Below are 21,817 nucleotides of genomic sequence, written 5' to 3'. Positions count from 1 at the left end.
GTATATTGTAGGACAACGTTCTATCTGATGTTGTCACATATCTTTATGGAAAAGATTCAATGTTTTTACTTCTGCTAACAAAGCCGTCCTATAAGGACGGGGTTTTAGACCCAATTTCTGTGATAAACCGGATTTAGTGTTAGCTAATTTTTTTGTATAAGAAAGCTAAAAATTCTATCTCTGTGTTAGCTCCCTTTTTCCCGTCTCCCCTGGGTCCAAGAAACTGCTCAACATCTGTTCGCAATTCTCGCGATGCCCAAATTCCAAGTTTGACTAGGAAGGCGGTGGTCTGTCTTGTGATAGCTGTGGAGGACATCACTAATCCCTGTGTGAATTAAGTTTTCTATATTGATCAACTGTTCGGAAGAACATCGCACCTGGACGGTTTTATTTGACATGGCATCCAAGGGTGAGAGCGCAGTATAGGTATTGGGAATGCGACTGAGTACATAAGCAATTAAATCCTGTCTCAAGCCAGAAGGTGCAAAAGCTTCTTGGTAGGGATATCTCGGATAAGAATCCAAGATATTTTCCACTTCCTCTGTGACTACGGCTAAGGTAAGATTGACAAGAGTTTTATTCATTTTCCCAGTTCCTAAACACTGATTAACTACTATGCAGCCAAAATTAAGCTTAAATATCCCTGTTATTTCTGAGTCCTCTAGGAGTTTACAAAAATTGATGTAGTAGCTATTAGCAATCGCTGAGTCTTATAAGTAAGTTTGTAACTGCGATCGATATTCTATGGAAGACCTTGGATTAAACATTATCTGAGGAATGTGAGGAAATTATGAAGGAAAACATTTTGGTGGTACCATGATTCGGGATTTCCAGCCAAATACTTACCACCGCAGAATTTCCGCCACTTGCTGTGCTAATTTCAAAGGATCAAAAGGCTTAGCAATCACTCCCGCTACCCCCAAATCAGCAAATTCGCTCAAATCGAGAGCCTGTACCTTCGCAGTTAGGAAAATCACCGGAATCATCCGAGTAGCCGCATTATTTTGCAGCAAACTAAACAGAGTCAGTCCGTCCATATCCGGCATCATCACATCTAGCAAAATAGCGTCAGGGAGTTGAGTTTGGGCTATAAGCAATCCTTCGTTGCCATTGCGGGCAATCAGCACTGCCCAACCGCCTAAATGTTCTAAACAGGCCTGAATGACGCTACAGAGATTTTTTTCATCATCAATAACCAGAATCTGCTTGGCTGACATAAATTAAGACTCAAAATATTAAATATAGCAGATTTTTATTCCCGCCCCTGTTCCAAGGAGGGTGCAGGGAGTGTGAAATAGAAACTGCTTCCTTCTCCCACCACACTTTCAGCCCAAATTCTGCCACCATGCTGTTGCACGATGCTGCTACAGATAGCCAAACCTAAACCAGTGCCTCCTTTTTGCCTAGAGTCAGAAGCATCTACCTGTTGAAACCGCCCAAAGATATTTTCTAATTTATCGGCAGGAATACCGCGCCCTGAATCCTTGACTTCAAATAAAACCCGATCGCCCCAATCTTCAACGCTAACAGTTACGGTACTCAGTGCCGGTGAAAATTTAATTGCATTGCTAAGTAAATTTACCAGCATCTGAACGATCCTGTCTCGTTCGACCCAAATTTGCGCTGATTTCGATAAAATCGACAAATTAATCTTACTTTCATCAGCTAAAGCTTGTACACTTTTCACCGACTCCTCTATCAAATCAGCAACATCATACCACTGCTTATTTAGGGTAACTTGACTGGAATCTAGCCTTTCTAAGTCGAGAATATCATTTACTAAACGCACTAAGCGTTCGGTATCGTTTTTCGCAATTTCTAACATCTGTTGGGCCGTTTCCGGCTGATTTTTTAGCACTCCAGCAGCTAGCAAACCCAAGGAGCCGCGAATGGAGGTAAGAGGGGTTCGGAGTTCGTGGCTGACGATGGAAATAAACTCATTTTTCATTTTGTCAATTTCCTGACTTTCGGTAATATCTATGGCAGTGCCGACGTGACCAATTAGTTGACCTTCCTCGGAAATAATAGGGGCTGTTTTAACTCGACAAAAGCGGATTGTGCCATCCGGGCGGAGGTGACGGAACTGGCAGGTAAATTTGCGATCGAGAGATTGTGCAGCCGACCACAATGATAAAATGCGCTTGATGTCTTCTGGGTGGACGAACTTCATCCAGCCTTCCCCTAAAGCTTCTGCCAAGGTGAAACCAAAAATTGCTTGCAAGCGGGGATTAGCATAGATAAATTTCCCTTCAGCATCAATTTTAAAAATGCCCACGGGAGAACTCTCGCTGAGAGATCGAAATAAAGCTTCACTTTGCCGGACTTCGGCTTGAGATTTTTCGAGTTCTAAAGTTCTTTCCCAAACTCGTATTTCTAACTCTTCGTTGAGTTGTTGGAGGGCGTTTTCCGCTTCTTTTCGTCCGCTAATATCGCGCTGCACAGCCACCCAATGGGTAAACCAACCAGTTTCATCAGCAATGGGAACAATACTCAATTCTACCCAAAATTCTGTGCCATCTTTGCGATAGTTGATTAAGTCTACCCGCACTGATTGCCAATTGCTCAAAGCTGTCCGAATGCGCTCTAGACTTGCCCGGTCTGTTTTTTCTCCTTGCAAAATACGGGGAGTTTTGCCGATGACTTCTTCTAAAGTATATCCACTGATCCGGGTAAAGGCAGGATTAACATAAATAATCCGCGGGCCTGGTTCGTCAATGGGTCCAGCTTCGGTAATTAAAACAGCATCATTAGTTGTGGTGACAACGGATTCTAGCAGGCGCAATTGTAATTCTTTGGCTTTGCGATCGCTAATTTCTATGACAGTCCCCACCATCCGCACTGCTTCGCCTTCTTCACTGTAAAAAAATTTGCCCCTTGCCTCAATCCAGTGAATGCTACCATCGGACCAAACCACCCGGTATTCTTGAACGTAATCTTGGCGATCGCTTCTGGCCACAGCTATACTATTTCTGACCTCTTTTAAATCTTCGGGGTGAATGCAGTCTGCCCAATTTTTGCAACTTCCGTCAAAAGTTCCGGGTGCTAATCCAAACAACTGTTCGTGTTCCCTCGACAAAGTAATATGATTCTTCTGCAAATCCCAGTCCCAAAAACCCATCTTCGTAGCAGACAAAGCGAGGGTTAATTGCTGATTTATTCTCCGCAACTCTATTCCTACAAGAGTCACTCTCAATTCTTGGGCGATCGCGATTTCGCACTGCTTCCAAGGTAAAGATTTTAACCTCACAGTTTGTTGCCACAATTCAAAGGAATTGCGAGGAGACAAACTGCTAGTAGCAGACTCCGATTCCAGCGTTGAGTTCAGTTTCCCCGCCCAGTTGACATTTTGAATTACTTCAGGACGAAACCACAAAATATAATGCTTTTGCATCTGAGATATCGCCATCACCAACAAGCCACTAGCAACTTCTTTAAATTTTTCGGATTTTGGATAAGCTTTGGGCAAGGAATCTGTATAAAAAATATCATTATTTAATTGAGTTTCTACCCAGGTAATTAACTGTTGAATATCTGCCAATTCCGGGGTTTTGCCGATCGGTGTTAAATTTTCCTTGGCACATAGAACAGCACCGCTAGCACCAACTAATTCTAGCAACCGTTCTTTATGTTGGAGTAAACCTTCAGCAAAACGGTTATCGCGAGAAATATCTTCTGTAAATTCTGCAAAAATTGATTTTAAATAAGCTTCATATTCCCGGTCTTCACTATCTTTTTTTACGCTGAGTTCTAAAGCTATAATTTTTGCAAGCTGTTCGCAAGCAGTGCGCACTTCATAGCTGACATATTTGGGTTCTCGGTGGTGACAAGCGATTAATCCCCACAGCTTTTTATTTTTGATAATACTCATCGTCAAGCTAGCAGCAACACCCAGATTTTTGAGATATTGAATGTGGCAATGCGAAACGCTTCGTAAACTACTCAAACTCAAGTCTAGGGGCTGATGATTCAATGGATGATCGGCAGGAATTATTTCTACAGGCTGAAAGTTGATATCAGGAATAAACCGAATTAAATTATGGGTGGCGAGGTGTCTTGCTAGCTGAGGAATATCCGTATCTGGATAGTGCAATCCCAATAAAGGGTTCAAACTATCTACTTTGTCTTCGGCTACAACTTCCCCAGCATCTACCGTATCAAACTGATAGACTATCACTCGGTCAAATCCGATAATTTTTCTTGTTTCTTGGGCAACTATCTGATAGAGATTTTTTATATCTCGTGCATTCTGAATTTTGGTTAATGTTTTTTTAATTAAAGTAAATAAATTAAAAAAGTTTTTATACTCCGTGGACAATCTAGGTTCCAATTCAACAACTAAACAATTATTGGTACGGTAATATTTACCATTAAAGACTTGTTTAGTGCTGAGATGTTTGAGGTGTAAAATAATATTAACTGTCGTGTTTGATTTTTCCGAAAAAACTGCGCTCAGAGAATCGTTTTTTTGACATACCACAAATTCATCAAAACATTTCCCTAGGATTGCGTGGGGTTCTAAATTGAGGACTTCCCCTATATTGTTGCTGACTCGTACTATCTTCAAAAGGGGTTCTTCTAATACAAAAAGAATGCCATGAGATTGAATGTAGCCAGGGCTGTGAATTGGTGGGCATGGGATATTATAAATATCTAGGTCTGGGGGAATCATCATTTTTTTATATGGTTAATGGGTACTCGGTAATCGGTAATTCCTAATCGGTAATTGGTAATGGGTAATCGGTCATAAATAATCGTCTGTAGCTAACCAGCTATCGGGAGCATCCCGATTTTGCATAGGCGAAGCATGACCGCTGTAAATCTCTGGTTATCACTAATAAATTCTCTGCGGTCATGCTTCGCCCCTACGAATATATTTGCAAAACACAGATGCACCCTAGCCCTCAAATTACCCATCCTGGAATTACCTATTACTTATTACCCTTCGACTTCGCTCAGGGCGATGCCTATTACCGACAAACCCGCCGTAGCTCATGTTACTGAGACAGGCTATATTTTCACCTAGTTAGCGATGGTTAACGTTGGGTGAGTGCCAGCTTGTATCTAAGTTGAATCCGCTCTAAACGATTGAGAATCCTAGCAATTAATTCTGGTTCTACGATTGGCTTGTTCACGTAATCGTCAGCACCTGCGACAAACATTTGGCTGACTATTTCTGACTCGGAATGAGCGGTTAAAAATAGCACGGGGAGTTTGCCCCAGCGCAAGTCGTTGCGTACTGCCAAACATAGTTCGATACCGTTGTAACCGGGCATCTCTACATCTAAAATTAACAAATCGGGACAAGTTGTCTCTAGTACCTCCCAGAAATCTTTGGGTTCGTCTAATGTGGTTAGTTGAAATCCCCAAGGTTGGAGAATAATTTTGATGGCTGCCAGTAGATGTATGTCGTCATCTACCACCATCACCTTAGCTTCTGCTGGGCTAGTCTGGTCAAGAATCCGATCGACTGCTTTGAGTATATCTGCTGGAGGCATGGATTTGTGTAAAAAGCCCGCAGCTCCCAAACGCGCGACTTCTACCCGATCGCTCAATTGGTTGTAGTCGCTAAAAACAACTACGGGAATTTCTGGTTTGTGACGGAGGAGTTCGGCTAGGAGAGGACGTCCGTTTTCCTGGCTTCTGGAAAAGTTTAAATCTACCAAAATCGCGTCTGGTGGCTGGTTGGCGATCGCCATTTTGGCTGCTTCCCCAGAAAGTGCTACTTCTATGTCAAATTCCCAGGCTGATGCTTCTGTTTTGAGGCGATCGCTCTGCCAAGTATCATCATCCACGATCAGCAATTGACGGTGGCTCGAAACGCGATCGACAGGAGCATTCTCAGGTGCTGTTGCTGGCGAATCGAAGATACGTTGTAGCAAATTAACTAAGGTATCTATCTGCTGTTTAGCCCCTGGTTTAAAGATGTTTTCCGTCTTAAATAAATCTTCGAGATTGCGCGCTATTTCCGAACCTTTTGGCATCCCTAAAGTTCCTAAAGAACCAACTAATTTGTGAGCTTGCATCTGAGCTTGTTGTCGTATTTTGTCGTCCAAAGTTCCGGCATTTAAGTTGGCGATCGCCTGCTCAAATATCTCCATTTTTTCGGGGAAATTTGCTTGGAAATTTGCCCTAATTTCTGCAATCACAGCCCAGACTTTTGCTTGATGGGAGTTGAGGTTAACTTCATCAATAGGCGTGGTGGCTGGGCTGGATAAAACTGCTTGACTTTTGGGATTTTCTGTGATTTGTGGAGCTACTTTTGGGAAATCGACATCCTCCGGGAGACTTTTGAGGCGGTAGCCCAGCCCGTACACTGTTTCCACTAAATCCACCATCATCCCCGCTGCTTTCAACTTTTGTCGCAAGCCCTTGATGTGAGCGGTAACAGCTTCTTCTTGCGGAAACTCCCCAGGGCACCAAATGCGATCGAGTATGGCACTGCGGCTGAATATACGGCGGGGATTTCTCAGAAAAAGTTCGAGCAAATTGTACTCTTTTGGAGTCAAGTGCAGCACTTTTTCTCCATAAGTTACTTCCGCAGTATCCAGATTAACTTGCAATCTTTCCCAAGTCAAATTTTGACTCAACAAGTTGGCCTTTCCGCGACGCAACAGAGCCCGAATTCGAGCTAGCAATTCCGGTACATTGAAGGGTTTAACTACATAATCATCTGCACCAGCTTCTAAACCTTGGACTCGATCCCCACTACTGTCTAAAGCTGTCAGCAATAAAATCGGGATTTGGTAGCCACAGGATCGTAATTCTCGACACACACTAATTCCATCGAGTTTCGGAATCATTACATCTAACAGAATTAGGTCGTAATCGTAGATTTGCGCCAATTGCAAGGCTGTTTCACCGTCTCCTGCGGTGTTGCAAGTATAATTGTGAGCCTCCAGGGAGCGTGTCAGTAAATTGACCGTCATTTTGTCATCGTCTACTATTAGAATTTTCATAGATTTACAGTTCTCAATCAGGGTAGGTTTTGGTTTTTGATGAGATTATTTTTCGCTATTTAAATACCTTCTATTTGGTGGTAAAGCCTGATACTAAACTCTTAAATTCACATCAAACAACAGGTAAAAGCGTCCCATCGAGTTATAAAAATCAACTCGCAGTCATGGCTTTTTGTGTTTGAGTGCCTGTTGAATTTTTTGAATCAGATATTGCGATGAATCTTGCTGCTTAACAATGTCTTCTAACTGAGAAACTGCTACTTCTGCCTGCTGTATTTCTTGAATTAGAGAAGTAGATGTTTCATTTTCATGCAAATGTATTTTATTTTTAGATTCAGAATTTCCATCTTTTTCTGAGATAAATTCTTCTAAATCTAACAGAGCCATTTCTGCCCGCTCAATTTTTTCTGTAACTGATTTAGCCACATTAGCACCAGCTCTGGCCGCCTCTGTCAGTGCTTGAACGCGCAGTTTAAATCTGCTTCCTATTTGCTCCATTTGCGTCCCCAATTCAAAAGTTTTACTGGCAAGTCTTGCAATCTCCATACTCACTTGACTCAAACCATTAGGTTGATTTCCCATTTGATTTGTGACTACGGCAACCTGTACTGCTAAATGCCTCACTTGTTCGATCGCTTCCCCGATTGTTCTGGAAGTGCGATTAACCGTTTCCAAATCATTAGCTATTGCTTTACCAACCCCTAAAATTTTATCTGTATTGTTGCAAATAGCATTAGCGCCCTGAAAAGTAGCCTGAAATGCCACACGACCTTCTGCCGAAATCAACTTGGCAATCTTCAAAAATTGCTGATTTTGTTGAGAAATTTCTTGAGCTTGTTTGACCAGTGCAGCTTGCTGGGGATTGGGAATATGATGAGATTTTTCTACTTGACGCTGCCTGGACTCTAACAGTTGACTGTATTCTTGAACTTTGGCCTGTTCTTGTTGAATCTTGGCGATATATTTTTGTCTTTCTAAGCGATATTTGTGAATTATTTTGTTAGCTTGTGTTAAAATATTAGACTGAGCCATTAGCAAAGTATGGACATCCAGAATGCGGAGATTGCGGTTTTCCATTTCCACAATAATGGGTTCGTATACCAGGTCTTTTTGTCGATTGAGAACTGCTTGTACTGCATCGTCTATTTTCCACTTTTCCGACAGCAACAAAGGCGGAATTCTCAGAAAATCTAACAGGAATCTAATCGGGCGCTCCCCATACAGTTTTACGCGATCGGGAATATTCATTTGCTCTTGAAACTTGACGCGAGAAATCATGCCCAGTACCTGAGAGTTATGAGTAATAATAACTCCCGGCAGTTCTGGCTCTTGCCCAAATTTTTGAGCCACGACTTGTCCCAGAGTTGTAGAACTCACTTGGAACTGGTGAGACGGCAGATGTCCGATTGTGGAATCGGGGGCGAGGTGACTTAGATTGCTCATTTACCCTGTAGTGTCAATAAGTAGAAGTTAACAACTTATATATTTACATTATACTAAAATAAGATTGTTTATCCTTCCCCACCAGATAAGCTTTTTATCTTGAGGAAAATTTTGAAGCTCAAGCCTAAAATTCCCTGACTACTACTTGCCTCTGAAGTTTTTGGAAGTGGTAATGGCTGCTGCAACTGAGGTTACATCTCCAAAACACAGTTTTTCATGTTTGATTATTTAAAGCAACCGGGAAAATACCTAGATTGAAACCAAAAACCTTAAATCTTACTTTACCACTAACAACCTTGGAGGTTGTGTACCATTTGTTACAGCAAATGGTTCAACTTCCAGGGGCGATTTGGCTGGGAGAGCAAAATTTCCTTTCCTTGGAAAATGAGCAAGTAATTCCATCCGAAAGGTTTGCAGCCTTGTTGTCGGAGCGGTTTAACGCCTTGGTGCGTGGAAGGCAAAATAATTTAGGTACAAACCAGCATCAAGAAAGTGCAAATAAGCTCGATCTTCTATGGAATGTGGAGTTGACTTTCGAGCCGCAGGCGATCGCAAATTTTCTCTCTCCCCTGGCCGACAAACTCTCCAAAACAACGCCAGAGGCCTCACTCACCCTAGACCCGATTGCTCTCAAAAAAAGACTCAAAAATATCAAGCCAAATTCACCGGAACTTCAAAGTAAATTCACTTTCGACTTGCTAGGGATTATTGCCGATAGCTCTCGGAAAAACAACGATTATTTGGGTATATATCCAGGGATAATCGAGAGCAATTTATCGGAACAAGGGCGAAATGAAGAAAACCCAAACAGCCACAATTTAGACATGGTTGGTGAAGTTAGCATCCCTAATTCTTGTGTAGCATTTTGTCAACCAGTGGAAGATGCTTTGCAGCAGCAACTCGCACAGGAGCGACTTTTAAATCAGGTAACAACTCAGATTCGTCAGAGTTTAGAATTGCCAGCAATATTGTCAAAAGCAGTGGAACGAGTTCGAGATTTTTTGGAAGTAGACCGCTTGATAATTTATCAATTTGAAAAATCGCAGAAAGCGGAAAAACACGACTTAGATATAGAAAATTTAACGCTATTTAATCAACCTGTAAACAGGCCATTGCATCAAGAAAATCGCAAGTATTTAGGTCGCGTAACCTACGAATCTTTAGCAAATAATACTATTTCCTCTGTCCTGAATTTTGGCGAAGATGCTAATTGCTTACCACAGGGAGTTATCGACCAAGAAAAATATCGTAAAGGTTTAACATTTGCCCTTAAAGATGTGGAAAAAGCCTATGCTTCCCAGCCATGTTTTTTAAATTTGATGCGACAAGCTAAGGTGCGGGCTAAATTGCTAGTGCCCATAGTGGTTCAAGATGAATTGTGGGGACTGCTAATTGCCCACCATTCTACTTGTCGCGACTGGGAAGAAAGTAAAAAAATCTTTTTGCAGCAAATAGCAGAACATTTGGCGATCGCCATTTATCAAGCCGAACTCTATGCTGAAGTGCAGCAGCAAAAGCGCACCTTAGAACAGCGGGTAATTGAACGCACCACAGAACTTCGCGATGCCCTCGCAGCCGCCCAGTCAGCCAGCCTCGCCAAGAGCGAATTTTTAGCAGCTATGAGTCACGAATTGCGGACTCCCCTCACCTGTGTCATCGGCATTTCGGACACGCTGCTGCGCTGGTCCTATGGCAAAGTGGGCAGTAAAGAAGTGCCGATCGCCAAACAGCGACAGTACCTAAAAACTATCCGCGACAGCGGCGATCACTTATTAGAATTAATTAACGATATTTTGGATTTGTCCCAAGTAGAAGCGGGAAAAGCAGTCTTAAAAATCAGCGAATTTTCTCTTTCAAAATTAGCATCTCAAAGTCTGCACGCCCTCAAGGAAAAAGCTGTGGAAAAAGGGGTAGAACTGGTACAAGAACAGCGGATAAATCAAGAATGGGACCTCTTCACCGCTGACCCACGTCGCTTGAGACAAATTCTTTTTAATCTTTTAGGAAATGCGATTAAATTTACTCCCGAAGGCGGGCGAGTTATCCTGCGGATTTGGGTAACAGAAGATAACAAACGCACACCGATAGTGCGGATTCCCGGTACTACATCCCCAGGCAGAATCGCGGTTTTTCAAATCAAAGATACGGGCATTGGAATTCGCGAAGATCAGCGTTCTCTCTTGTTTCAAAAATTTCAACAATTGGATTCTCCCTACTGTCGCGAATACGGTGGTACCGGTTTGGGATTAGCATTAACTAAACAGTTAGTAGAACTCCACGGCGGTGCGATCGAAGTTGAATCCACCGTAGATGTAGGATCTACTTTTACAGTTTTCATACCCCTTCAGAGTCTCACTAAAGAGGAATACTCAAAATTAAAGTATGAAAAATTAAATTCATCTTTACCCCTGCATTCTTCCTCCTTGCGAGGTAGTCTGGTACTGATAGAAGAAGAGGAAGAAACGGCGATGGAGATTTGCGATATATTGACAGCAGCGGGACTTCAGGTGGTGTGGATGATTGAAGGTTCGGGGGCGGTAGAACAAATTGAACTATTGCAACCAAATGCGGTGATTATTGATATGCGTTTGCCCGGTATGAATGGCGGAGAGATTATTCAAAAATTGCGCCAAAAACCAGCTACTAAAAATATGAACATTCTCGCTTTAACTGCTCAAGAAATTCCAGCTAGTGAGATTTATTTGGTGACTGCGGGAGCTAATGATTGTTTGGTAAAACCGATTAAACCGCAGCAATTGCTGGAGAAAGTGGTTGGTTTAATGGCTAATGGTAATGGGGCCTAGGGAATGGAGTATGGGGCAACCCCCCTTGGGGGCAGGGCTGTTTCATTCTGGTGACAAATCAGGGTTTTGTAGGGGTAGTGGATGGTGCGTGCCTACCATCCCCATCCTCCCCATCTACTTTCTTTGCCTACCCTCCCCGTCCACTTCCTGATTCCTGCTTCCCTGTGCTTCCAGAGTTATTTGACAGCACAAATCAACCCGAAACGAATCAATCCGCTTTGATAGCCACGACTCATCAACGAGAGCGCCAGAGCCGCTTGAATGGTCGTCCAACCGCTAGTCAACAAACCCCAAATCGCACTAGGAGTAAAAGCAGAATCGATCACTATATCCCAAAAAGGAGCCACAGCTTTTGACCAGTCAGCAGTCCGAATATTTTTAAAAGGCAAACTGCGGGTAATTTCTTCATATTCCGGCAAAGAAATCACATAAGGTAAAGCATAAACCCGGTAAATTTCTGCCAATTCTTTTCTTTCTGCATCTGTTAATTCTCCGGCGGTTTCTCCCACTGGACGGTGACACCAAGTGGCCAAAATCAAAGTTCCCCCCGGCTTGAGGACGCGGTAACATTCCTGCAAAAATTTAATTTTATCTGGCATATGTTCGCCACTTTCTAGGGACCAAACCAAATCGAAGGAGTTGTCAGGAAAAGGCATATTCAAAGCATCTGCCACCAAAAAATTGACATTGCTTTCGAGTCCAGCAATTTTAGCCCGTTCCTTGGCTCTGTTGGCTTGTACTGGACTCAGAGTAATGCCGGTAGCTGTAATCCTAGTTTCCGTTTTACTTTGTCCAGGCGATCGACTAAAATTGCGATCGACCCGATCATCTAACCTGAAATTATTTCCAGCTACAGAACTAAACTTTTCGGTCAAATACAGCGTACTGCCACCGATGCCACAGCCGACATCGAGAATGCTGTAAGGTTCAGAGATTTGGGTCTCGGATGGTGCTCCTGCCCAGTCAAGCAGTTCTTCAATCAAATCTATCTGAGCTTGTCGGCGTTCTTTCTTTAAGTTTCCATCCGGGCCGTAGTAACCGTGGTGCATATGTTCGCCCCACACCTGTTCCCACAGACCGCTGGAAGCGTCATAAAATTGCTGAATTTGCTGGTAAAGTGTTGATGTCATCGCACGATCGCAAGTTATTAAAGAAATTCTACCGTTCTTTTGCCATTCTTGTCATCTTTTGCGATTTAAGTTCCAGGGGTAGATCTGATTCTATAGCCGGAACTCAAGGCCGAATGTTTGAAATTTCAACCCACGTTCAATCTCAAATCTAAAATCTCAAATCGAATGACTGTCTCGCGAACTATTTGCTTGGGTTTTATAGCCGTCATTACCCTAGGTGCTCTCTTATTATTGATGCCTTTTTCCACAAGTGACGGAACTTGGAGCGACCCCATCACCGCACTCTTTACTTCTACTTCTGCTGTCTGCGTCACGGGCTTGTCAGTGGTAGATGTCGGGAAATATTACTCTTTTTGGGGCCAACTCTGCCTGGTTTTTTTAGTGCAAATAGGTGGTTTAGGCTATATGACAGCCACTACTTTCTTACTGCTCTTACTCGGTCGCCGATTTGGATTGAAAGACAAAATTGCTATCCAACAATCCCTTGACAAATCAGGTCTAGATGGTGTAGTGCAACTGGTACAGTCAATTTTAGCAACAACGCTGTTGTTTGAACTAACAGGTGTGTTTTTGCTGATGTTGGTTTTTGTACCGCAATTTGGATTTAAGGATGGTCTGTGGTCGGCTATTTTCCACAGCGTTAATGCCTTTAACAATGCGGGTTTTAGCCTCTATTCAGACAATTTAATCGGCTATAGGGGTTCGCCTCTGATCAACCTTACCATTGGTGGTTTGATTATTTTTGGAGGCATTGGCTATCAGGTAATTATGGAAATGTACCTGTGGCTACGCGCTTGCTTCAATAAAAGTCCGATTTGCACAGTTTTTTCCCTAAATTTTAAAGTCGTTACCAGCACAACTGCTGTACTTATATTTTTAGGAACTATCGCATTTTTGGCCATGGAATACCACAATCCTGAAACTCTCAGTCCCCTCAGTTTTGGTCAAAAAGTTATGGCTGCTTGGTTTCAATCTGTGACTCCTCGCACGGCGGGATTTAATACAATTGACATTGGCAAAATGAGCGAAACAGCACTATTTTTGACCATCGCCCTGATGTTTGTTGGCGCTAGTCCTGGCAGCACTGGTGGCGGTATCAAAACCACAACTTTTAGGGTCTTGTTTAGCTGTACCGCAGCAGTTCTTGAAGGGAAGGAGCAGGTGGAGTGTTATCAGCGCCAAATCCCTATACCACTGATTCTCAAGACTATTAGCGTGGTGTTTGGCTCCCTGATGGTGGTGATAGTATCTGCAACTTTAGTTGAGCTGGTTAATCCCGAACTAGAATTTATTCAGGTGCTATTTGAGGCAGTGTCAGCTTTTGCGACGGTGGGACTTTCTACGGGGATTACTGCGAAGATTTCGGCGATCGGCAAGTTGATCCTGATTGCTACTATGTACATAGGTAGGGTTGGCGTGTTGCTGCTGATGAGTGCGGCTGTTGGCGATCCGAAACCCAGCACTTTTAAATATCCCGAAGAAAGTTTGTTAGTGGGATAGTCGCATCTTGCCTTGTTGCCGATCGTCTAAACAATGGGCAACTGCTCAAATTAACTTTCAACACACACCAAGAATTCAACGTTTAGGTTTTGCTCTGTTACCGGGCGGGCAGATTCTATGAAATTTTGAAAATTAGGAGACTTAGTTTTGAATATCAACGTAAACCTGTCATCTTTAAACTTTTTTCGCAGTTTGCGCGCTGAAAACAAGCAGTTTGCAGTTATTGGTTTGGGACGCTTCGGCAATGCTGTGTGTTCGACTTTGCACAGTTTAGGCTATGAAGTCTTGGGGGTTGATAGCGATGAAAAAAAAGTCACTCAAGCTTTGAGCGATCGCATTGCTGCTCATATTGTACAGTTAGATTCTACCGAGCCTACGGCTCTTAAGGAAGCAGGCTTATTTGAATTTGATACAGTGATTGTGGCGATCGGCAATTATTTAGCAGCAAGTATCACCACAACCCTAAATCTTAAGGAAGGCGGGGTAACTAATGTCATAGCTAAAGCTTCTTCGGAAACTCACTTAAAAATTCTCAAAAAAGTCGGGGCAGATCATGTGGTTTTTCCCGAACGAGAAATGGGCTACTCTTTGGCACGTACTCTGACAAAACCCAGTATTTTAGAGCGCTTCGACCTCGATCCCGATCACAGTATAGTAGAGTTGCTCGTTCCTGAAAAATTTGATGGCAAAACCATCGCGGAGTTGGAACTCCGTCGCAAATACGGTTTGAATTTGCTAGCTGTGGGGCGAAATGACAAGTTTGAAATTAATCCGCAGCCCAATGAACGTTTGAAACAGGGTGAGGCGATGGTTGTAATTGGTTCTAATAAAGATATCAATCGCTTGCCAATTTAACAGCTCGCCCTGGGGACAATCTAGAGTTAACGTACTTGTAACTGAGGCTGGCTATCTGTTCACCGCGATCGCTGGTTGTCCAGCTTGGTTCAGTGATTAGTGGATAGCCACTTTGTTTCACAGCCGGCTCTGAAAATTCAACATATTTTGCACGTAAGCTTTGCCCCAAACTAGCACGACTAGCACCAGACCGAGTTCGATCGGCCAAGGACACACCGCCATAAACCAGATTAAACAACCCATGCCAATGATGGCCGCTATAGGAGCGGGAATGCCGTCGAGGGTTCTTCTGTCAGTCCCTGTAGTAATCACCGCAGCCACTAAAAACAGAGTTAAGGGAATCAAGCAAGTTACGAGCATAATTTTTTACCCATCAAAAGTTTTGTATGCGATCGACATCACCATATTTTGACACTCCAGGGGCGTGAATGCACGCGACTTGTACGCAAAGCTGTGTAACCTTACACAAAACTCTCATAAATCCATTATTTAACAATATCTTCTTGTTAAAGATTATATGCTCAGCGATGGAGTGCCAACTTGATGCTCTTAATATTGCCCCCCAATGAACTAAAAAACATTGGCCAAAAGGCCAAATTTTCGATCGCGCGATCGGGGTCCTTACAAGCTATACTGAGCGTTGCCGTCATTTACTGTAGAGCGTGAATCCGTGGGCTGGGCAATTTTGTGGGCAAACCAGAAGCAAATATAGAAAGCTCCAGGCGCGGGGGTCCTTGAGGATCGATCGCTCAAACATGAGGTCCGATCGCCTCTGCCTCATGACTCCTGCTATCGGTCGAATAGTAGACAGTAGCGGACAACTACTACTAACCCTGTAGAGATAGCCAGTCTCAGTTGATTAAATAACTAATCTACCTGTGGTCATAACACCCTAAAATATTTTTCCGTTTTAGGATCTGTCGCCCAACTTTAAAAATCCCGATCATGTCCCCCCTCAATACGTGACCAATGGGTTTATGTGTATCTCGATTTAAGACAACCAAAACACGGGAGCGACTACGTAATTTAACTGATAACTCAACTATTTTAAATTCTCTACGCAAGTTCCAAACCACCAATATTCCTGGCTGACAATTGATTGTAGACTCCAGTGGGCTTTAAATTGCGCCCATAACACAGTGTTTATTCGTAAGTATGAGGTAGGTGAGGACTTGCATCGGCCATCAAAAAACAAGTCGGCGAAAAACGAAGCAAAAATGAGTTGAGAATTGGGCGATCGCTAACCAGAGTTAGTAGAATTTGTAAAGACTAGGTAAAGTCTTGATGAAGAATCTGTCAAAAGCGATCGCAAGTAGCAACAAAATCCAAAAACTATTCCATAATTAAATTATTACGAACATCGTCACTAAACAAAAGAGCAAAAAGTTATGAACACCAAACTCCTCTCAGCTTTAACTGCCACCGCTGCTGCGACCGCTTTATTGGGTGCATCCGCTCCCGCCCAAGCCTTCTCCTTTGGGACCAACGGCATCACCTTCGGACAAAATCAAGATGTCCAATTTAATTTCAAAGAATCTCACGGGGCTTTCACTTCCTCTTTGGGCATCTACGAAGTCAACGGCTTCTCACTCTCTAAAGTTGCCGACTTGTTTTCGGAAACTAAATCCTCAGACGACGGCAGCGTTAACGAATGGAAAGGAACACTGGGCAATACAGTCCTGGGTTCTGGTTCCTCAGTCTTCACCTTCCTAGCCAATAAAGTTTACACCTTGGGACTCTCCAGCGATAACGGCATGGTCTACTCCACATCGGGTCTGAACCTGAACGTCGCCTATACTGGCAGCCAGCAAGCCGTATTTGGTGCGTCATCCTCCCTGTGGAACGCACTCGGCAAAGAAACAACCTCTGCATTCCAAGCCGCTGGGTCCTACACAGATGGAATAGGTTCTCTGTTTAACGGAGGCACATTAATCTCCTTCGACGATCGCGGTGGCGGCAACGACACAGACTTCCAAGACTTCACCGTGAGCGCCGAAGCAGTCCCCGAACCAATGACAATGACTGGTTTAGCTCTCGGTTTCGGTGGCTTGATTGCCGCCCGTCGCCGTCGCGCCAGCAAAACTGTTTCCTAGTATTTACCAGTTACCTGATAAATAAATTCGGAAAAATTTAATAAGCTTTGCAGGCGTGCTGATGGGACATCAGCTCGCCTTTTGCTATGGGAAAGCAAGACAATGGAAATTAGTCCTCCTCAGCAGCTTCGCCACCGACAACAACATTGCGAATCCGCAAACTAGGGCCACCGCAGCCCACGGGTAAACCGCTTTGTCCACCCTTTCCACAGCCGCCGGATTCATCCCAATAAAAATCGTCGCCGATCGCCTCAATGTCAGCTAAAGTGCTGAAAACATTACCAGAAAGAGTGACATCCCTTACTGGTTCGGCCAATTTGCCATGGCGAATCATCCAAGCTTCCCCAGCACCAAAGGTAAACATTTCACCGTTAGTCATGCCACCTTGCCAATTCCGTGCATATACACCTTCTGTGATGCCGGAAAATAAATCAGCCACCGGTGTCGTACCCCGTTCGATCCAAGTATTAGTCATGCGGACGATCGGCGGATAATGATAATCCAAACAGCGAGCGTTCCCAGTCGGTACTTCTCCCAATTTGCCAGCAGTTTCGCGGGAGTGCAGCCTTCCCACTAAAGCACCATCCTTAATTAACTGAGTAGTAGTAGCCGGAGTGCCTTCATCGTCGTAGAAATAACTACCCCGGTGTCCCCCAGGTGCTGCGCCGTCAAAAATTTGCAACTCTTTTGGGCCGAATTGGCGGCCGAGGGTCATTACCTCCATGATGTCGGGATTTTCGTAGGCCATGTCAGCTTCCGAGAGGTGGCCGAAGGCTTCGTGGACGAATAATCCGGTCAGAATTGGGTCAATAACCACCGTGTAGGTGTTGCCACAGACGGGGGGTAAGGCTAGGGAATCTACAGCTCTCTGGGCGGCGCTGCGAACTTGAACATCGAGATCGATTAAGTCTTCGTAAGCTTTGCGGGAACCGGTGGTTTCGCGGCCGGTTTGTACGGTTTCCCCGCTGCGGGCTGTGGCGGCAAAACGCATTTCCATATCTGCCCAACCTTGTTCGAGCATTGTACCTTCGGAGGTGGCGAGGATGATGCGCTGGGTGCTGTCGCCGTAGCGGACGGAGATGGTGGCGATGCGTGGGTCAATGCTGCGGAGAATTGCCGCGTAGCGATCGCACAATTGCTTTTTTTCGATCAGGGGAACCAGACGGGGGTCTGTTCCAGTCAGCGGTAGGAAGCAAATATCCTGTACTGGGGTGACAGGTGCCAGAATTGTTTCTGACTCGCCGATCAGTTTGGCGGAGGCGATGGCTTCTTCAATTCTGTCGGCGAGGGTGGAAAGTCGGTTAAAACTAGCAAAGCCCCAGCCGCCTTTGTGACAAGCTCGAACTTGGCCGCCAATGGAAATTCCTTCACTCAGGGTTTCAATTTTTTCACCCCGGAGCAGGATGTCGGTACCTTCGGCTTCTTCTAGACGAATTGCTAGATAATCTACCTGGTTGCGGTAGCGTGCCATTAAGTCGGACAGCAGATTTTTTGAGTCAGCAATCGAGGTGGGCATGAGGAAAGCAGGTGATTAACTGCATCTATTTTGCACTTTTGCCAGGGCGATCGGTTTAGTTGAGCCAAAATATCAGCCCTAGCGCGGAGATTGCGGCTTACTTGGTACGGTTGTGCCAATATCGGGAATTGACAAAGGTAGATATGCTGTGAGTCAGGAGGGAAAGGCAAAAATTTAACGCAATTTGTTAATCCTTGTGGTGCCTCAATCCTAACTCCTGAACTTTCAAATTAAATAAATACTTCATCCTTCATGCCTCCGAAGGTGGATTTATAACTGTGAATACTTACTTTTTACCGACAATAAGCGAAATTTTAGCCGCCTCTGGCCCAGAACATGAGCTCAGCTTCTGTGATGGGAAGTTGGCGGGAGAAAACAACCGCCATCGCTGTCCAGGTAGTCGCGGGGCTTCCCGGCTGAAAGCGGAACAGGAATGGTACGGTGCGATCGCCACTTTAAATCAAATGCTCGATCGACAACAACAGGGACAAAAAACTGATTCCTGGGGAACAAATTGTCCCTCGACTGTTCCCAATTCCTGCCATGGATTAGTGCTATCGGGTCCATCTTCCGTTTTAACTAACCCAGCCGTGGCTTCCGGCTTTGCCAATTGGATTTTTACCAGTATTCCCGACAACGATGCAGCTTTGTGGTCTTTTCGGACCCGACAAACTTTAGCTTTACTGCCGGCGGGTGATGTGCAAATCTCAGGCCCGGCTGCTGCGCCTGCACTGGCTTTGGCGATGGGCGATCCTTTAGCTAACGAGCAGTTTTGTTTGGTTCTCACAGCTAGTTTTAGCTTGGTGATGGTTTTAGGCGAAAATGCTCTGGGCATTCCAGCTTTTCTATTTTCTTTCGATCCCCAAGTAGTCGCAAAAGCTTGGGAAGTTTTGCGACGCAGGGTGACTGAAAGTGAAGGTTTGCTAGGAATTTTTGACAGCGCCATCAATTTAGATGTGAGTCAATTTACTGCTCATTCTACTAAATTAGATGCAATTTTTCAGCAGTTTTATCCTGTGGAACCAAATTATCAAACAGTCATGCAGTTCAGTCGCTTGTTGTTGCATAATTTGCCGATTGGCAAAGAAGAAACAGGCAGATTTAAGGAGGAAAGAATTGATGATAGTTTGAGAGACAGGCATGAAAAATTACAGGGGAAGAATCTCAACTGTAAATCTCCGATTCCTCACGCTACTAAAGAGGTGGAATTGCTACAGGCGATCGCCCACGAAGTCCGCACTCCCTTGGCTACGATTCGCACTCTCACTAGATTGTTGCTGAAACGTCCCAAACTAGATGCCGTGGTAGTCAAGCGTTTGGAAATGATTGATGCCGAGTGTACCGCTCAGATCGATCGCTTCGGCTTAATTTTCCGGGCTGTAGAAATGGAAATGTCTCAAGCGAAAAATTCCGGCGTACAACTAACAGCCATGTCCCTCGGTGAAGTGCTGCTGGATAGCATTCCGCGCTGGCAAAAACAAGCAAGTCAGCGGAATCATACTTTGGAAGTAATTGTCCCGAAAAAATTGCCGACAGTAGTTAGCGATCCGACTATGTTAGACCAGGTTTTAACTGGTTTGATTGAAAATTTTACTCGCACTTTGCCATCGGGGAGTCACATTCAAGTGGGGGTAACATTGGCGGGAAATCAGTTAAAGTTGCAGTTGGAATCGGAACATTTATCTGAAGGTAATGATACCTCAACTTTTGCCACTAAGGCTAATAGTCCTTTGCGGTCGATCGGACCTTTGTTGATGGTGCAGCCAGAAACAGGAAGTTTGAGTTTAAATTTGAGCGTCACTAAGAATTTATTTCGGGCGGCTGGGGGAAAATTGGTGATTCGTCAGCGGCCCCAAAAGGGTGAGGTGATGACGGTGTTTTTGCCACTGCAATAGTTATGGCTCATGATGAGATAGTTGTTGAATCGAATTCAATCCAGTAACAAATGCTGGCAATTCAACTCTGCACCCCGTCTTTCTACAGCAATTGCTGCTAGATAATTTGGTGCAGGAATCAGCGCTTTTAAATACCATAAATTCGGTGCTGTAGGCGCGACCCCATCCCGTAGGGAATCGCCCTCGACGTTCAAAAGCCGTGCGGGTTCCCCTGGAGTTAGGGAAACGCTAAACCGATGGAGGGGAAAGCTCAATCCGTCTCCGATCGCCTTTATGTAAGCTTCTTTGCGAGTCCAGCAATTAAAAAATGCTACTAATTTTTCCTCGGCTGAAACTGTCTTAAATTCGGTGTTTTCTTGGGGGGAAAAAAACCGCTCAGCAATTGACTCCATGTGGGGAACGGGACGGATTTTTTCGATATCTACTCCGATTTGGCGGCTCCGAGTCAGGGCATATAAAGCTAAGCCTTGAGAGTGAGACAAGTTAAAACTAAGTGTGCTGTCCAAATTGGCGGCTATTTCTGGCTTGCCGCAGGGGCCGTAACTGAACTCCACTAGGTTGGGAGCGACCTTCAAATAGCGGCTCAGGATGGCTCTGAGCGCGCCTCTGCCAACGATAAAATGGTTTTTGTCTCGATCAAACCTAAAGCGTTCTGCCCTCTGTAATTCGCTATCACAGAGGGTTTGTGCTAAGTTTTGGATCTGCGATAGGGGTCGATCGAGATTAACGCGCCAGATATGAATGTCTGTGCTCGATATTGTTAAGTCTGCGGCTGCGCTTTCCCAGATGCGATCGGCATCTCCCATCAATCTTTACCTCCTGTCGGGCAGTTTTTACCATAACTTGTTATGCTTAGATAACTTTATCAGGAGTTAGGCAGCTCGATGCCAGAAACCAAGTTTCTTCCTAGATCTATACTTGAGAAAGCCAGGATTTTTCAGAGAAACCCGGTTTCTTTGCGTAAGTGCTATTAAGTTTTGGCTATCTTTTTCGCCCAGTAACAGTTGCAAAAGCTTGAGGGATGCTGAATCTGACCACTGCAAATCATCCAAAAATATTACTAAAGGATGTTCTTTTGTGGTAAAGACAGAGATAAATTTTTGAAACACTAAATTGAAGCGGTTTTCGGCGGCACTTCCCAAAAGTTCTGAGACAGGCGGTTGTTTGCCAATAATTCGTTCTAGTTCAGGAATTACTTCTACAATAACTTGACCGTTTTCGCCAACAGCCTGCTGAATTTTGGTTTGCCATTCCTGAAGTTGAGCATCGCTTTCTGACAATAATTGCCCCATTAAATCTCGGAAGGCTTGCACAAAAGCACTAAAGGGAATGTTGCGTTGAAATTGGTCATATTTGCCTTTGATGAAATAACCCCGCTGGCGAACTATGGGTTTGTGAACTTCGTTGACTACAAAGGTTTTGCCAACGCCGGAAAATCCTGCAACTAACATCATTTCGCTGCGGGATAAATTCGATCCCCCCCAGCCCCCCTTCTTAAGGCTATGCCTTACTCACATCTTTCTTAACAAAGTCGCTCCGGCTTGAGCCGGAGCGGTTTGTGAGGCGATCGCCCGAAGCGTGAGCTTGACAACCAGGAAGTGAATCAAGTAATCCTCAAATGACGT

At 44.3% G+C, this 21,817-nt stretch carries 14 protein-coding genes and 1 pseudogene; 5 read left to right on the top strand and 10 right to left on the bottom strand.

Features of this window, described 5'->3' with window-relative positions:
• Nucleotides 1-227 precede the first annotated feature (227 nt).
• The 5 genes from AAFP11_RS24955 to AAFP11_RS24935 form a co-directional block, all read right to left on the bottom strand.
• The gene (locus tag AAFP11_RS24955; protein WP_341739449.1) at nucleotides 228-584 is read right to left on the bottom strand and encodes a hypothetical protein; all 357 of its coding nucleotides are present in this window, start codon (nucleotides 582-584) and stop codon (nucleotides 228-230) included.
• Between the two features lie 258 nt (nucleotides 585-842).
• Nucleotides 843-1,217: a response regulator gene (locus AAFP11_RS24950; protein WP_341739448.1), complete on the bottom strand. Its 375-nt coding sequence runs from the start codon at nucleotides 1,215-1,217 to the stop codon at nucleotides 843-845.
• A gap of 35 nt (nucleotides 1,218-1,252) precedes the next feature.
• Entirely contained in the window at nucleotides 1,253-4,672 is a 3,420-nt protein-coding gene (locus AAFP11_RS24945) for a PAS domain S-box protein (protein ID WP_341739447.1), read from the bottom strand.
• A 361-nt stretch (nucleotides 4,673-5,033) separates the two neighbouring features.
• Nucleotides 5,034-6,956, bottom strand: a complete 1,923-nt coding sequence (locus AAFP11_RS24940; RefSeq protein ID WP_341739446.1) for a response regulator — start codon at nucleotides 6,954-6,956, stop codon at nucleotides 5,034-5,036.
• Between the two features lie 162 nt (nucleotides 6,957-7,118).
• Nucleotides 7,119-8,399 carry a chemotaxis protein gene (locus AAFP11_RS24935; protein ID WP_341739445.1) on the bottom strand — a complete coding sequence of 427 codons (1,281 nt, stop codon included), beginning with the start codon at nucleotides 8,397-8,399 and terminating at the stop codon, nucleotides 7,119-7,121.
• Nucleotides 8,400-8,653: 254 nt separating this feature from the next.
• On the opposite strand from AAFP11_RS24935, the gene AAFP11_RS24930 reads away from it, so the two are divergent.
• Nucleotides 8,654-11,203, top strand: coding sequence for an ATP-binding protein (locus AAFP11_RS24930; protein WP_341739444.1), 2,550 nt, complete (start codon nucleotides 8,654-8,656; stop codon nucleotides 11,201-11,203).
• Nucleotides 11,204-11,379: 176 nt separating this feature from the next.
• On the opposite strand, the gene AAFP11_RS24925 is transcribed toward AAFP11_RS24930, so the two are convergent.
• The gene (locus AAFP11_RS24925) at nucleotides 11,380-12,333 is read right to left on the bottom strand and encodes a methyltransferase domain-containing protein (protein ID WP_341739443.1); all 954 of its coding nucleotides are present in this window, start codon (nucleotides 12,331-12,333) and stop codon (nucleotides 11,380-11,382) included.
• A 165-nt stretch (nucleotides 12,334-12,498) separates the two neighbouring features.
• Here AAFP11_RS24925 and AAFP11_RS24920 point away from each other — a divergent pair, with 165 nt between their 5' ends.
• Together AAFP11_RS24920 and AAFP11_RS24915 are read left to right on the top strand one after the other, a co-directional pair.
• On the top strand, nucleotides 12,499-13,833 hold the full coding sequence (locus AAFP11_RS24920; RefSeq protein ID WP_341739442.1) for a TrkH family potassium uptake protein: 1,335 nt from the start codon (nucleotides 12,499-12,501) through the stop codon (nucleotides 13,831-13,833).
• 147 nt (nucleotides 13,834-13,980) lie between these two features.
• The gene (locus AAFP11_RS24915; protein WP_341739441.1) at nucleotides 13,981-14,688 is read left to right on the top strand and encodes a TrkA family potassium uptake protein; all 708 of its coding nucleotides are present in this window, start codon (nucleotides 13,981-13,983) and stop codon (nucleotides 14,686-14,688) included.
• Between the two features lie 117 nt (nucleotides 14,689-14,805).
• On the opposite strand, the gene AAFP11_RS24910 is transcribed toward AAFP11_RS24915, so the two are convergent.
• A complete protein-coding gene (locus AAFP11_RS24910; RefSeq protein ID WP_341739440.1) occupies nucleotides 14,806-15,048 on the bottom strand; it encodes a hypothetical protein in 243 nt (80 codons plus the stop codon).
• 1,028 nt (nucleotides 15,049-16,076) lie between these two features.
• Between AAFP11_RS24910 and AAFP11_RS24905 the strand changes: the two genes are divergently transcribed.
• On the top strand, nucleotides 16,077-16,781 hold the full coding sequence (locus AAFP11_RS24905; RefSeq protein WP_341739439.1) for a PEP-CTERM sorting domain-containing protein: 705 nt from the start codon (nucleotides 16,077-16,079) through the stop codon (nucleotides 16,779-16,781).
• Between the two features lie 109 nt (nucleotides 16,782-16,890).
• Here the strand turns inward: AAFP11_RS24905 and AAFP11_RS24900 are convergent, their stop codons facing one another.
• Entirely contained in the window at nucleotides 16,891-18,297 is a 1,407-nt protein-coding gene (locus tag AAFP11_RS24900) for a TldD/PmbA family protein (RefSeq protein ID WP_341739438.1), read from the bottom strand.
• A gap of 278 nt (nucleotides 18,298-18,575) precedes the next feature.
• On the opposite strand from AAFP11_RS24900, the gene AAFP11_RS24895 reads away from it, so the two are divergent.
• Nucleotides 18,576-20,192: a HAMP domain-containing sensor histidine kinase gene (locus tag AAFP11_RS24895; protein ID WP_341739437.1), complete on the top strand. Its 1,617-nt coding sequence runs from the start codon at nucleotides 18,576-18,578 to the stop codon at nucleotides 20,190-20,192.
• Between the two features lie 35 nt (nucleotides 20,193-20,227).
• Here the strand turns inward: AAFP11_RS24895 and AAFP11_RS24890 are convergent, their stop codons facing one another.
• Together AAFP11_RS24890 and AAFP11_RS24885 are read right to left on the bottom strand one after the other, a co-directional pair.
• Complete coding sequence (locus AAFP11_RS24890; protein WP_341739436.1) at nucleotides 20,228-20,998, bottom strand: 4'-phosphopantetheinyl transferase superfamily protein; 771 nt, start codon at nucleotides 20,996-20,998, stop codon at nucleotides 20,228-20,230.
• Nucleotides 20,999-21,109: 111 nt separating this feature from the next.
• Nucleotides 21,110-21,652: pseudogene (locus tag AAFP11_RS24885) on the bottom strand (AAA family ATPase); the annotation flags it as partial.
• Between the last annotated feature and the right edge of the window lie 165 nt (nucleotides 21,653-21,817).

Origin of the sequence: Microcoleus sp. CAWBG640 (assembly GCF_020883015.1) — a bacterium.
Classification (GTDB): Bacteria; Cyanobacteriota; Cyanobacteriia; order Cyanobacteriales; family Microcoleaceae; genus Microcoleus; species Microcoleus anatoxicus.
Note: the sequence above shows the minus strand (reverse complement) of the source record. Positions and strands in the feature narration are given on the sequence as shown.

Coding starts and splice junctions, on each gene's coding strand:
- AAFP11_RS24940 (WP_341739446.1), bottom strand. CDS start 6,956: ATGAAAATTCTAATAGTAGACGATGACAAAATGACGGTCAATTTACTG.
- AAFP11_RS24890 (WP_341739436.1), bottom strand. CDS start 20,998: ATGGGAGATGCCGATCGCATCTGGGAAAGCGCAGCCGCAGACTTAACA.
- AAFP11_RS24935 (WP_341739445.1), bottom strand. CDS start 8,399: ATGAGCAATCTAAGTCACCTCGCCCCCGATTCCACAATCGGACATCTG.
- AAFP11_RS24910 (WP_341739440.1), bottom strand. CDS start 15,048: ATGCTCGTAACTTGCTTGATTCCCTTAACTCTGTTTTTAGTGGCTGCG.
- AAFP11_RS24925 (WP_341739443.1), bottom strand. CDS start 12,333: ATGACATCAACACTTTACCAGCAAATTCAGCAATTTTATGACGCTTCC.
- AAFP11_RS24950 (WP_341739448.1), bottom strand. CDS start 1,217: ATGTCAGCCAAGCAGATTCTGGTTATTGATGATGAAAAAAATCTCTGT.
- AAFP11_RS24945 (WP_341739447.1), bottom strand. CDS start 4,672: ATGATGATTCCCCCAGACCTAGATATTTATAATATCCCATGCCCACCA.
- AAFP11_RS24900 (WP_341739438.1), bottom strand. CDS start 18,297: ATGCCCACCTCGATTGCTGACTCAAAAAATCTGCTGTCCGACTTAATG.
- AAFP11_RS24920 (WP_341739442.1), top strand. CDS start 12,499: ATGACTGTCTCGCGAACTATTTGCTTGGGTTTTATAGCCGTCATTACC.
- AAFP11_RS24905 (WP_341739439.1), top strand. CDS start 16,077: ATGAACACCAAACTCCTCTCAGCTTTAACTGCCACCGCTGCTGCGACC.
- AAFP11_RS24955 (WP_341739449.1), bottom strand. CDS start 584: ATGAATAAAACTCTTGTCAATCTTACCTTAGCCGTAGTCACAGAGGAA.